The 12703-nt window shown below is 33.3% G+C and carries 12 protein-coding genes and 1 rRNA gene; 7 read left to right on the top strand and 6 right to left on the bottom strand.

Annotation, left to right across the window (positions count from 1 at the left end; genetic code table 11):
- The first annotated feature begins 174 nt into the window (after nucleotides 1-174).
- Nucleotides 175-282 (top strand): 5S ribosomal RNA (gene rrf, locus A0O34_RS13260).
- 322 nt (nucleotides 283-604) lie between these two features.
- Here rrf and A0O34_RS13265 read toward each other — a convergent pair.
- Both A0O34_RS13265 and A0O34_RS13270 read right to left on the bottom strand, forming a co-directional pair.
- Entirely contained in the window at nucleotides 605-1018 is a 414-nt protein-coding gene (locus A0O34_RS13265; protein ID WP_066755268.1) for a thiol-disulfide oxidoreductase DCC family protein, read from the bottom strand.
- Between the two features lie 9 nt (nucleotides 1019-1027).
- Nucleotides 1028-1489, bottom strand: coding sequence for a heme-binding domain-containing protein (locus A0O34_RS13270; RefSeq protein ID WP_066755269.1), 462 nt, complete (start codon nucleotides 1487-1489; stop codon nucleotides 1028-1030).
- Between the two features lie 345 nt (nucleotides 1490-1834).
- On the opposite strand from A0O34_RS13270, the gene katG reads away from it, so the two are divergent.
- The 5 genes from katG to upp all read left to right on the top strand — a co-directional run bounded on the left by katG (nucleotide 1835) and on the right by upp (nucleotide 7059).
- A complete protein-coding gene (katG, locus tag A0O34_RS13275) occupies nucleotides 1835-4114 on the top strand; it encodes a catalase/peroxidase HPI (protein ID WP_066755270.1) in 2280 nt (759 codons plus the stop codon).
- A 136-nt stretch (nucleotides 4115-4250) separates the two neighbouring features.
- A complete protein-coding gene (locus A0O34_RS13280) occupies nucleotides 4251-4658 on the top strand; it encodes a hypothetical protein (RefSeq protein WP_066755271.1) in 408 nt (135 codons plus the stop codon).
- Between the two features lie 70 nt (nucleotides 4659-4728).
- Nucleotides 4729-4866 carry a hypothetical protein gene (locus A0O34_RS22365; protein ID WP_157886016.1) on the top strand — a complete coding sequence of 46 codons (138 nt, stop codon included), beginning with the start codon at nucleotides 4729-4731 and terminating at the stop codon, nucleotides 4864-4866.
- Nucleotides 4867-5010: 144 nt separating this feature from the next.
- Nucleotides 5011-6321 (top strand): ribosome biogenesis GTPase Der, encoded by a 1311-nt coding sequence (gene der / locus A0O34_RS13285; RefSeq protein ID WP_066755272.1) that lies wholly within the window; start codon nucleotides 5011-5013, stop codon nucleotides 6319-6321.
- An 84-nt stretch (nucleotides 6322-6405) separates the two neighbouring features.
- Nucleotides 6406-7059 (top strand): uracil phosphoribosyltransferase, encoded by a 654-nt coding sequence (gene upp / locus A0O34_RS13290; RefSeq protein ID WP_066755273.1) that lies wholly within the window; start codon nucleotides 6406-6408, stop codon nucleotides 7057-7059.
- 1 nt (nucleotide 7060) lies between these two features.
- Here the strand turns inward: upp and A0O34_RS13295 are convergent, their stop codons facing one another.
- The 4 genes from A0O34_RS13295 to A0O34_RS13310 all read right to left on the bottom strand — a co-directional run bounded on the left by A0O34_RS13295 (nucleotide 7061) and on the right by A0O34_RS13310 (nucleotide 10981).
- Complete coding sequence (locus A0O34_RS13295; RefSeq protein WP_066755274.1) at nucleotides 7061-7750, bottom strand: alpha/beta fold hydrolase; 690 nt, start codon at nucleotides 7748-7750, stop codon at nucleotides 7061-7063.
- Between the two features lie 134 nt (nucleotides 7751-7884).
- Entirely contained in the window at nucleotides 7885-8526 is a 642-nt protein-coding gene (locus A0O34_RS13300) for a hypothetical protein (protein WP_066755275.1), read from the bottom strand.
- Between the two features lie 22 nt (nucleotides 8527-8548).
- Nucleotides 8549-9211 carry a ComF family protein gene (locus tag A0O34_RS13305; protein WP_335617671.1) on the bottom strand — a complete coding sequence of 221 codons (663 nt, stop codon included), beginning with the start codon at nucleotides 9209-9211 and terminating at the stop codon, nucleotides 8549-8551.
- 291 nt (nucleotides 9212-9502) lie between these two features.
- Nucleotides 9503-10981 (bottom strand): helix-turn-helix domain-containing protein, encoded by a 1479-nt coding sequence (locus tag A0O34_RS13310; RefSeq protein WP_066755276.1) that lies wholly within the window; start codon nucleotides 10979-10981, stop codon nucleotides 9503-9505.
- A 126-nt stretch (nucleotides 10982-11107) separates the two neighbouring features.
- Here A0O34_RS13310 and aceB point away from each other — a divergent pair, with 126 nt between their 5' ends.
- The gene (gene aceB / locus A0O34_RS13315; protein ID WP_066755277.1) at nucleotides 11108-12682 is read left to right on the top strand and encodes a malate synthase A; all 1575 of its coding nucleotides are present in this window, start codon (nucleotides 11108-11110) and stop codon (nucleotides 12680-12682) included.
- Nucleotides 12683-12703: the final 21 nt, after the last annotated feature.

A 12703-nucleotide genomic window follows, 5' to 3' on the forward strand; every position in this document is an offset into this window, starting at 1 on the left:
AATGAGTAATCATTAATATTACATTATAAACCTATCTCAAGACTCTTGCAAGTGCAAGAAAGGTTTTGTCTTTGTGAGTGTTTTTATCGATTAAAAAGTTGGTAGTAATGAGTTGGCAGTTGATCGTATTTACCATCAACAATCAACCAAAAACTAACAACCATATAACGCCTTTAGGGTGGTATTAGCGGTGGGGCTCACCTGTTCCCATTCCGAACACAGAAGTTAAGCCCACCAGCGCCGATGGTACTGCGAAAGCGGGAGAGTAGGTCGCCGCCAGTTTTTATTTAAAAGTCTCATACAGCAATGTATGAGACTTTTTTTTGATCCATACCTTAAGAACAACTCAACACATGAGCAATAGGGAATAGGTATTTTTCCTAGAAGCTAGATGCATATTTGTTCTGGCTAAAGCCAATTTACATAAATGCAATGATGAAAGCGGGTTAAAACCCACTCCTATTGATAAAATATACAATTGTCAATTTGATATACTCGTTTAGTAGATGAAATTTTTTATTACAAAGATGTTTTATGAGATAAATATTTCTAATACTTGAAAAAATAATTTATATTCTCAAAAACAGGAATAACTAATTTTTATTTAAACCTCAATAAATTTCCCTCTCTGATGTGGAGTAGGTAAATAACATTTCTGATTGGCTAATTTCATTCTATTTCTGGAAACCATATCGTAAACACTATCACTTAGAAATGTAGGGAATATTTTTCCAATTGCGGAGAGCTTATAAATCCCGCCTAGTATTGATGCAATTTGTAAAACAGCCTTAGATTTTATTAAATAATATTGATTTGGTTTCCAAAGATACATGGTATTGAATACTTTAGTTTCAAGGCCTCTTTCGGACAAAAAGCTTTGCCCAAAATCTGATTGCAATGAAGCAAACATAAATTGATCATTTTTATCTCTTTCCAAAATCCATTGTACCCAGAAATTGCAGACTCCACATTCTCCGTCAAAAAATACAATCTGTTTATTTTGCCAATTTTCGTCCATGATTTATTTTTAAAATACCATTGCCCGTTCAGTTTCTTCTTTTACTTTTTTGAAGTATTTAATTAATTCCTGTCTTTGTTCAGTAGTTAATTTAGCATCCTGATGCCCTAGATAATATGAATCTAAAGGCATTTCTTCTTTTTCAATCATTTCAATGCATTCTTCAAGCTTATGAACTTGTCTTTTAGGTTCGTATGTAGCAAAGGTAGAGAAATTTAGATGCTTTCTTCCTTCATTAATATGATTTTTCAACAACCATGAAGAGGGAGCAATATCAGAATACCAAGGATATTTTGATTCATTGGAATGGCAGTCGTAACAAGAAGTACTTATAATTTTTGCTATTTGAGGAGATGTCTTTTTTATTTTTAAAAAATCCATTCCGGGGGTTAGTGGTGGATTTGTTTTATCAATCGGAAAAAACTGAATGATAATAAATGCCACCAGAAGAACTACAATTACTTTTTTCATACGCTGAAATTCATGTTTCTAAATAGATAAAGTTATTAAAATTTTAGTAATAAAGAATATGAACAATATCGAAATGTCAACTATGCATTGCATTATTCTAAATATGAATTTTAATTATTGATTTTTATTTAAGTTAAAGCTAATTTTTATTAACTTAAATGCATTATTATATCTTTTATACATATGTTGAGTGAAAATCCATATTTAATCAATCTTTATAGCTTTTAACTATTATAAAAATTTTATTGATAGATTGTATTTATTGATTAAGCGTTGTAAGTTTGTATAAATATTAATAGACGAGATATTAAAACTGTATAAATCAACATAAAAAATTAAACTACAATGGAAAAAGATTTAAATGACATCAGCAAATGTCCATTCCATAATGGAACAATGAAAAAAGAAAATGTTGCCGGAGGTGGAACCAATAACAAAGATTGGTGGCCTGATCATCTTAGAGTTGATATTCTGAGACAACATTCGTCTTTGTCAAATCCTATGGAAGAAAATTTCGATTATGCTGAAGCTTTTAAAAGTCTCGATCTTGAGAGTGTTAAAAAAGATCTTCACGCGTTAATGACAGATTCCCAGGATTGGTGGCCTGCAGATTTCGGTCATTATGGACCGTTATTTATTCGTATGGCTTGGCATAGTGCCGGAACATATCGTGTAGGTGACGGAAGAGGAGGAGCGGGAGCTGGACAACAGCGTTTTGCACCTTTGAATAGTTGGCCGGATAACGTAAGTTTGGATAAAGCGAGAAGATTACTTTGGCCAATCAAACAAAAATACGGTAAGAAAATATCTTGGGCAGACCTTTTAATTCTTACAGGAAATATTGCCTTAGAATCAATGGGATTCAAGACATTCGGATTCGCGGGAGGTCGTGAAGACGTTTGGGAACCGGATCAGGATGTGTATTGGGGAACAGAAAAAACTTGGCTCGGTGGAGATTTGCGTTATGCACACGGATCTGAAGGAGTCGTTGAAAATCGTGGCGTTCTTCCGACAGATGATAATGCAGACGGAGATATTCACTCAAGAAATCTTGAAAAACCTTTGGCTGCGGTACAAATGGGACTTATTTATGTAAATCCTGAGGGGCCAGACGGAAATCCTGATCCAATCTTAGCTGCAAAAGATATTCGCGATACTTTCGGAAGAATGGCGATGAATGATGAAGAAACCGTTGCATTAATTGCAGGTGGGCATACTTTCGGGAAAACTCACGGTGCGGGACCGGCTGAACATGTTGGAAAAGAACCTGAAGCTGCAGGAATTGAATCACAAGGTTTTGGTTGGAACAGCTCTTACAAATCAGGAAAAGGTACAGATGCGATTTCTAGCGGATTGGAAGTTACATGGACGGAAAAGCCTACAGAATGGAGCAACCTTTTCTTTAAAAATCTATTTGAAAACGAATGGGAATTAACGAAAAGCCCTGCAGGAGCTCATCAATGGGTAGCAAAAGATGGAGAGAAAATCATTCCTGATGCATTTGATTCCACTAAAAAACACAGAGCAACAATGCTTACAACAGATCTTTCGTTAAGATTTGATCCTGTGTATGAAAAAATATCAAGAAACTTTTTTGAAAATCCTGATGCTTTTGCAGATGCTTTTTCTCGTGCTTGGTTTAAATTGACGCACAGAGATATGGGGCCAAAAGTTCGTTATTTAGGTTCTGATGTTCCGGCTGAAGAATTGATCTGGCAAGATCCGATTCCTGATGTGAACCATGAATTGGTTAATGATTCTGATGTTGAATCTTTGAAAAGTAAAATTTTAAATTCAGGATTAAGTATTTCTGAATTGGTTTCTACTGCTTGGGCTTCTGCGTCGACTTTCAGAGGAAGTGATAAACGTGGCGGTGCGAACGGAGCAAGAATTCGTTTGGCTCCACAAAAAGATTGGGCAGTAAATAATCCGACTCAGTTACAAAGAGTTTTGAGTGTATTAGAAAATATTCAAAAAGAATTTAATGATACTCAAGGCGGAAATAAGAAGATTTCTTTAGCAGATTTAATTGTTTTGGCGGGAAGTACAGCGGTTGAAAAAGCAGCAAGAGATGCCGGACAGAATATTACCGTTCCTTTTGCTCCAGGTCGTATGGATGCTTCACAAGAGCAGACAGATGTTGAATCAATGGGGTATTTAGAACCTGCAGCAGATGGTTTCAGAAATTATTTAAAGAAAAAATATACGGTTTCTACAGAATCATTATTAATTGATAAAGCTCAGTTATTAACGCTTACAGCTCCTGAGTTAACTGTTTTAATCGGTGGAATGCGTGCTTTGGATACCAATTTCGATGGTTCGAAGAATGGAATCTTCACTCAACGTCCCGGAGTTTTAACCAATGATTTCTTTGTTAATCTTTTGGATATGAGAACACAATGGAAAGCCATTTCGGAAGATAATGAATTGTATATGGGAACTGATCGATCAACGGGCCAACCAAAATGGACAGCTACCCGTGCAGATTTGGTCTTCGGTTCAAATTCTGAATTGAGAGCTTTGGCAGAAGTATATGCAAGTGCAGATGCACAGGAAAAATTTGTCAAAGATTTTGTTGCAACATGGACTAAAATTATGAATTTGGATAGATTTGATCTGAACTAAATTTAACACTTAACATAATATTTATTGAGACAGTCATTTTGGCTGTCTTTTTTTGTGAATTATAACTAATTTTATACTTGAAAGTAATTAAATTTTAAAATAAAACCTATATTTGTTGCAGAAAAAACAAACTTAAATGACTAAAAAATTATTTCCTGCCTTACTTTTGGTAGGCACATTTGCTTTTACTAATGCACAAGTTGGGGTTAATACTGATACTCCACATGCTACTTTAGATGTAGTTGGAGATGCTTCAAACAATGCAAAATTAGATGGAATCATCGCTCCAAGAATTTCCGGAGACTTATTAAAAACTAAAAGTTATACTTCTTTACAAACAGGTGCTTTGGTTTATGTTACAACTGCAGATTCTTCTCCAAGCGGACAAACTTTAGATGTTACTTCTACAGGTTACTATTATTTTAATGGAGATTTAGACAAATGGATTAAAATTAAATCAGGGACTTCGTCAGAACCCTACGATACGCCAAATTCAGGAAGTTTAACACTTAATGATACTCATCATGCCGTAAGAATTTATTGAGGAAATACAGGAATTGTTCTTCCCAATGCGAGTACATGTAAAGGAAGAATTTACATTTTAATAGGAAGTAATGGCATCACATCAAAACCAATTTCTGTTGTTGCAGGAACAGGCATTTACGATGATGTTACCAATGCAGGGATTACTTCAATTTCGGGTGGACAAAGATATCAGATCCAAAGTGACGGAATTGGATGGATTGTTATAGGAAGATAAATTTAAACCTCTCAAAATGAGAGGTTTTTCATTGCTAAATAATAAAGCGCTATCTTTGCAAAAAATTGAGCTCCAAAAGTTGGAGTAACTCATTAATAACTTGTCCTTTATTATGAAGGATTATTAAACATTTTTTATGTCAAATATTGTTGCTATCGTGGGGCGTCCCAATGTAGGGAAGTCCACATTATTCAACCGTTTTCTGGAAAGAAGAGAAGCTATTGTAGATTCTACTGCTGGTGTTACAAGAGACCGTCACTACGGAAAATCAGACTGGAACGGAGTAGATTTCACCGTTATCGATACAGGTGGATATGATGTGAACAATGACGATGTTTTCCAGGAGGAAATCTCAAAACAGGTTCAGTTGGCTATTGATGAAGCTACGTCTATCATTTTTATGATGAATGTAGAAGAAGGTCTTACTGATACAGATTACGAAATTCACGAACTTTTAAGAAGAGCAAACAAGCCAGTTTATATTGTAATTAACAAAGTAGATTCAGCTAAAGAAGAGATCGATGCTACAGAATTCTACCAATTAGGAATTGACAAATACTATACTTTATCGTCTGCAACAGGCTCAGGAACAGGAGAAGTTTTAGATGATATCGTTAAAGATTTCCCGACTACAGATTATAAGGATCCATTCGAAGGTTTACCTAAAATTACGATTGCAGGTCGTCCGAATGTTGGAAAATCTACCTTAACAAATGCTTTATTGGATGCTGATAGAAATATCGTAACTGATGTTGCAGGAACTACAAGAGACAGTATTCAAACGCTTTACAATAAATTCGGACACGAGTTTGTATTGGTTGATACTGCCGGAATGAGAAGGAAATCTAAGGTAAACGAGGATTTGGAATTCTATTCTGTAATGAGATCTATCCGTTCTATTGAATATTCAGACGTTGTGATCATCATGGTTGATGCTACTTTAGGATGGGAATCTCAGGATATGAACATCTTTGGTTTAGCACAGAAAAACAGAAAAGGAATCGTAATTGTTGTTAACAAATGGGATCTTGTTGAAGATAAGCACACCAATACAGTACGTGATTTTGAGCAGTCAATTAAAGATAAAATTGGTCAGTTCAGCGATATTCCAATTCTTTTTGTTTCAGCGTTAACGAAACAGAGAATTCTGAAAGCTGTAGAAATGGCAATGTTGGTTTATGAAGACCGTAAGAAGAAGATCAAGACTTCAAAATTAAATGAAATCATGCTTCCAATCTTCGAACGTACTCCGCCACCTGCAAACAAAGGAAAATTCATTAAGATTAAATATTGTGTTCAGCTTCCTACACCGTCACCGCAGTTTGTATTCTTCTGTAACTTACCGCAGTACGTGAAAGAACCATATAAGAGATTTGCTGAAAACCAATTGAGAAAAGAATTCGGGTTTACCGGAGTTCCAATCGAAGTGTATTTCAGACAGAAATAAAAAATATATCCCTTTTAGATTATTCTAAGAGGGATTTTATTCATATTAAATTTAATAATTTTAAATAAAAGCTTTTTCAGAATAATGAGTACAATTGTGTTGTCAGAACAATTTTCGTTAATTAATTCTTGGATTAATGAACTTCGTAATGTTGATATTCAGCAAGACCGAATGAGGTTCCGTAGAAATATGGAGCGCATCGGAGAAATTGCTGCTTTTGAGATCAGTAAAGGTTTGGAAACAAAAGAAATTGAAATTCAGACGCCTTTAGATACAATTAAGGTTAAAGAAATTGCTGTTCAGCCCGTTATTACAACGATTCTGAGAGCTGGAGTTCCTTTGTTTGAAGGGATTTTAAACTATTTCGACAGAGCAGACTGCGGATTTGTAGCCGCTTACAGAAAACACGATGCGAACGATTATTTTTCAATCAAGCAGGATTATTTAACGTGTCCGAGCATTGAAGGTAGACCTCTAATCGTTGGAGATCCAATGTTGGCAACAGGAGCATCTTTAATAGAAGCGATTAAAGATTTATTAACACACGGAAAACCGACTCAACTTCATATTGTTGCAGCAATTGCTTCAAGACAAGGTGTTGAAACCATCGAAAAAGCTTATCCAGAAGCAAAAATTTGGGTAGGAGCTATTGATGAAAACTTAACATCAAAAGGTTATATCAGTCCGGGATTGGGAGATGCCGGAGATTTAAGCTACGGAGAAAAACTTCAGAGATAATCTAAGAAAGATTCCAGAAATCTTTCATTAGATCAAATAATAATATGGGTCGTACTTTGTCCAGAGGATGTTTTGTATCTGGAAGTACGGCCAATTTTGCGTTTGGGATCTTCTTGTAAACATCAATACTTTCCTCCAGACTTACCATATTGTCTTTATCACCGATCATAATCTGAACGGGAGTTTCAATTTTAGTTAAAACTTTATCTTTCACCGGTGGATTTTTACCTAAAGAAACCATCATTTTGGCAATATCCGGAAGTAATTGTTTCCATTGAGCGCCATGCTGAATTTCCAATTGTTCCGCATATTTTGGTATTTTCTCAAGAATAACATCAGGATTTAATAATTTACTTTCTTTTAAAGATTGTTCTTCTGTCCAATCAAATTTTGTCCCCAAAGTGATAATAGAATTTACTTTTTTGGGATTTTCAGAAGCATAACAAAGCGCAACATAACCTCCCATGCTGTGCCCAAAAATATAAATATCATCCAGATTTTCCTTTTCACAGTATTCAGTTATTTCCTGCACATATTTTTCAATAGTAATTCCATTTTCAGGCAAAGAGGTGTTTCCATGACCTGAAAATAAAGGGGTATGAATATTAAAATACTTTGAAAGTTCTTCTAAATAAGGATTAAACATGCTGCTGTGGCCTAAAGCTCCATGTAATAAAAGTAAATTTTTCATAATTAATAGTTTACCTGAAAGTATAAAAAACATTTGAGATAATAGAAATATTTATTCAATAATCTATTAAAATCGAATAAGTAAAATAACAATAGTTGACTGTGCTTTGAAAAACATTTATAAAGATACTTGTGTTAAAAGTTATTATATAAAGCAACTGCCTGAAAATTAGTACCCAACATATTTCCCCCCTGCGTGCAAGGAGTGTTGTCGAAACATATCCCTTCCAAAGATATAGAATGTGTTCCTGCAGCTAGTTCAATAGAAAAAGAACCGGTGTTGTAAAAATATCCTGTAAGATTTGTTCCTGTTAAAGTTGCATTAGAATAAGTATTACTTGTTCTAGACATTGTATTGCCATCTACAAGTAAATGGGTTCTCAAAATACGGGCTCTACCATCAATAGCTGCAGCTGACAGAGAGATTGGGACAGAAAAATTGATCATTACTAACGCAGTCTTGGTCAATGTTATCGACTGTGTAGAAATTGTAGAGGCAAGGGTGTTATTGTTATTCAGGACAGCGGGCAAGGTTGTAAGGTTAAACAATTGCACATATTGCTGATTTAGGCTGCTTTTAGGAACATAATCTACATTTCCATTGGTATCTGTAGTTAAAACCTGAGTGTAATTTGTATCTGCTGATTTATCGGTAATAACTCGCATTCTTGAAGTTCCGTTTACATCTATAGTTCTTGTTGGTGTAGGTGTATTTATCCCTACTTGAGCATTAATAATTATTCCTAAAAAAATTGAAAGTGGGTAAAGTTTTTTCATTATTTGATTTTAATTTATAGTATTATTTATCTATCGCCATTACCAGTACGCTTACCTTGTTATCTCCTGTTTTAAGGATTTCCCATGCTACTGTGGCAATTGTATTTCCAGTTGTAAAAACATCATCAACTAAAAGCACATGTTTTCCAGAAATATTTTTATTGATTGAGAATATATTTTCAGTACTCAAACGGTGCTTTTTATCTTTCAAAGCCTGCGCTTTTGAATAATGATTTCTCAAAATTACTTCATGATCGAAAGGTATTTTGTAAAACTCAGATAATGTCTCAGCAAACAGATGCAACTGATTATACCCCCGTTCTTTCAATTTCTTTGTATGAAGAGGAATGCTGACTATCAGATCTGGTTTTTCATTTTTGAAATCTACACGTTCTGTGATCCAATTGGCTAAAATTTCACCTGTTTTTTCTCTGTTTTTATATTTTAATTCATGTATAATTTTCCGGCTTAAGCTTTCTTTTTCAAACTGTATCAATGCATATGCGTTTTCTACAGGAAAAAGCGTTTTACATATTTCTTTAAGTATATTTTCCTCAAAATAATCAAAATGGGTAAACTGAATTTTTTCAAAACATACATTACAAGCGATAAGATTATTCTCAATAATTTTATTACAAGCTAAGCAACGATTTGGAAATAACACATCAAGAAATATATCTTTCAATCAATAGTTTTTTTACAAATTAATGAAAATCAATTCATTTGGAAGTGAATTTTAGTGAAAAAATTAATTTAATTTACTTATTTATGATTTATTACGCTTTATTCCTATTGATTCAATAAAAAATAAACTGAAAATCTTTTTATTAAGTAAAATATCAACATTTTTTAATAGTTAATTGTAGATTAATCGATTATGCAAATTTAATTATGTTGAATTTAGTTTTTAACTAAAATTTGAAGGCTGAAAATCAAGAATTATAGTTGAAAATAAACCGTGCAAGTTCTTATTAAATTATTGCATGAGTTCTTTTCTTATTTTTTCGATCGCATTTTTCATCTCAAGATTGAAATATTCTTTCTCTAATCTTACGGGTTGAGCTTGTCTTACTTCACAATCTGCGATACTGCAAGATTCACAAGTTACTCCAACATTAATGGTTTTTAAAGTAGAAGATTTTATGAAATTAATTTTCTTGATTGTCTGAGAGTTCAATAAAATTCCAAGGCAATAACTTCTGTTGCTCCCGTCAGAAAATGGGTTTTTTTGTGATGTAGAAATCACGAGATAGCTCACTCCCTGATCTTTATAATGTGAAATCTGTGCATTAGTCAATGTTTCATTTTCCTTTAGATGAGCTAAGTTTTTAACTGCAATCCATCTTCTGCAATAATGTTCGTTGGTTGCATTGGCATGTGGAGCCTGTTGATGATTAAGGTGTAATTCCTTTAAAATCTGAATTTTATCTGAATTTTTCTTTTTAACTAAACATAAATAAAACAAATCTTTAATTCCCAATTCCGAAGAAAGAACATTCGTTAATCGATAATAAAAAGTTTCGGGCGAATTGGTGAAATTTTCAATAAGATTTTCAAAACTGGTTGGTTCCCAATTGTTTTGCAGGAAAAAATTGGAGGTATTTTCAATGATTTGTTCTTTTGAAATCAATAAAGCTCCGGCAAAATAAGAAGCGTAGAAATTATTCAGAATTTCTTCAAAACTTCCAAAATCTAACCATGAGTAAGTGTTTGGACGATTTTTTAATTCCAAAACATTGAAACCGATTTCTTTTGCTAAAATAAAAGTCTTCTGATCTTTTTCAAGTTTGATATTCAATAACAGTAATTTTTTCTCGGGAATAAAGAGTGAACGAAGATTATCTAAAGCTCCAAATGTTTCAAAATTATCAGATTGAATGGTATAATTAAATTTTTCAATCAAAATATTTTCCAACACTTCAGCTTTTATATTTTTACTGATTTCTAATTGATTTTCTTCTGCAAAATGCACAACTTTTTCCTCTATTTCAGGAAAATAATTGTCATACAATTCCTGAAAAGATCGTAGAACAGCAAAGTAAAAACGTTCTTTTCCTAAATTATAATTCTGCGAAATTTCAATCAATGCATTAATAAAAGCGGTTACTTTTTTAGGTGCATCACTGATAATACTAATTAAATTATTCTTATTAATTCCAAAAAGTTCTAACGGAACTTCTTTAAAAAAATCTGACTGTAGAATTTCATTAAAAGGTGCTAAACTTTTATCCAATTTTGTTGAAACCAAATCATCAAAAGTGCAATTCAAAGATTCTGAAAGTTGAATGATCTTATCATGTTTCGGATATTTTTTCCCGTTTTCAATTTCGTTTAGATAAGATTTTGATAAACCTGTTTTTACGGCAAGATCCTGCAAAGACCAATTTTTCTTTTGTCTTTGCTGTTTCAGTTTTAGCCCGAAAACCGTTTTGATAAAGTCGCTGTCAGAATTCATTATTCAAATATAAATAATAGAAGCGATTATTCGCATAATAATTTTTTAAAATATTTAGCGAACGTTCGCTAAATATTAAATATTTTTATTTATGTTTGTAATGTCGAATCACAAAATCAATAAGTTATGGAAACTAAGACTCAATTAAAAATAAAATATCAAAATCAGTTTGAAGAACTATTTACCTCGGAATTAGTAGATTTCTTGGTCGAACTTCATCAAAATTTTAATCCTAAACGATTACAGCTTTTAGAAGAAAGGAAAAAAACGCAGCAGGAATTTGATAAAGGAATTCTACCGAAATTTTTAAAGGAAACCGAAGAAATCCGAAATGGAAATTGGGTTTGCGCTCAACTTCCGGATGATTTATTAGACCGAAGAGTGGAAATCACCGGGCCTGTTGACCGAAAAATGATTATCAATGCTTTGAATTCGAATGCGTCAACTTTTATGGCAGATTTTGAAGACAGCAATTCCCCAACTTGGAGTAATTGTATGCAGGGACAAATCAATCTTTCTGATGCAATTAACCGAGAAATTGATTTCACCAATGAGCAGGGAAAATCTTATCAGCTTAATAAAAAAATTGCAGTTCTTTTAGTTCGACCAAGAGGTTTGCATTTAAATGAAAAGCATATTGAAATTAATGGAGAAGAAACTTCTGCCTCATTAATTGATTTTGGAATCTACTTTTTCAGAAATATAAAACAATTGTTGGAAAATGGAAGTGGAGCTTACTTTTACCTTCCAAAATTAGAACATTACAAAGAAGCCCGTTGGTGGAATGAAGTTTTTGTTTTTGCTCAAAACTATCTGGAAATTCCGCAAGGAACCATCAAAGCAACGGTTTTGATTGAAACAATTACTGCTTCTTTTCAGATTGATGAAATTTTATTTGAATTAAAAGAACACAGTTCAGGTTTGAATTGCGGACGTTGGGACTACATTTTTTCTTTTATTAAAAAGTTCAGAAATCTACCCGAATTTATTATTCCCGACAGAGATCGGGTGACGATGACTTCACCTTTTATGAGTGCTTATTCGAAAAGGGTGATTGAGATTTGCCACAAAAGAAATGTTCATGCTATCGGTGGAATGGCAGCACAAATTCCGATTAAAGATAATTATGAAGCGAACAGTTTAGCTTTTGAAAAAGTAAGAAATGATAAAAAACGCGAAGTAAAAAACGGTCACGACGGAACTTGGGTAGCGCATCCGGCTTTGGTTTCTGTTGCAAAAAAGATTTTTGATCAATATATGCCATCAGAAAATCAGATTGAGAAAAAGTTTGATTATCAGATCAAAGAAAGTGATTTATTGGAAATTCCAAAAGGTGAAATAACCGAAAAAGGAGTCCGAAAAAATATCAATGTCGGAATTCTCTATATCGAAAGTTGGTTAATGGGAGTCGGAGCTGCAGCAATTTATAATTTGATGGAAGACGCAGCGACGGCAGAGATTTCAAGAACGCAAATCTGGCAATGGCTTAAAAATGAAGCTGTTTTAATAGATGACAGAACATTAACACGAACTATGATCCTTCAGTGGGAACTTGAAGAAATGGAAATTATCGAAAAATATGTCGGTGAAGAACGTTTTAAAAACGGAAAATTCAATCTTGCAAAAGAACTTTTCAATGAATTGATCTTTTCTGAAAACTTTGAAGAATTTTTAACCTTAAAAGCATATCCATTTATTTGATTTCGAGAGTTTTAGTTTTTA

Origin of the sequence: Chryseobacterium glaciei (assembly GCF_001648155.1) — a bacterium.
Lineage (GTDB): Bacteria > Bacteroidota > Bacteroidia > Flavobacteriales > Weeksellaceae > Chryseobacterium > Chryseobacterium glaciei.

Coding starts and splice junctions, on each gene's coding strand:
- A0O34_RS13295 (WP_066755274.1), bottom strand. CDS start 7,750: ATGAAAAATTTACTTTTATTACATGGAGCTTTAGGCCACAGCAGCATG.
- der (WP_066755272.1), top strand. CDS start 5,011: ATGTCAAATATTGTTGCTATCGTGGGGCGTCCCAATGTAGGGAAGTCC.
- aceB (WP_066755277.1), top strand. CDS start 11,108: ATGGAAACTAAGACTCAATTAAAAATAAAATATCAAAATCAGTTTGAA.
- A0O34_RS13270 (WP_066755269.1), bottom strand. CDS start 1,489: ATGAAAAAAGTAATTGTAGTTCTTCTGGTGGCATTTATTATCATTCAG.
- upp (WP_066755273.1), top strand. CDS start 6,406: ATGAGTACAATTGTGTTGTCAGAACAATTTTCGTTAATTAATTCTTGG.
- katG (WP_066755270.1), top strand. CDS start 1,835: ATGGAAAAAGATTTAAATGACATCAGCAAATGTCCATTCCATAATGGA.
- A0O34_RS13265 (WP_066755268.1), bottom strand. CDS start 1,018: ATGGACGAAAATTGGCAAAATAAACAGATTGTATTTTTTGACGGAGAA.
- A0O34_RS13300 (WP_066755275.1), bottom strand. CDS start 8,526: ATGAAAAAACTTTACCCACTTTCAATTTTTTTAGGAATAATTATTAAT.
- A0O34_RS13280 (WP_066755271.1), top strand. CDS start 4,251: ATGACTAAAAAATTATTTCCTGCCTTACTTTTGGTAGGCACATTTGCT.
- A0O34_RS22365 (WP_157886016.1), top strand. CDS start 4,729: ATGGCATCACATCAAAACCAATTTCTGTTGTTGCAGGAACAGGCATTT.
- A0O34_RS13310 (WP_066755276.1), bottom strand. CDS start 10,981: ATGAATTCTGACAGCGACTTTATCAAAACGGTTTTCGGGCTAAAACTG.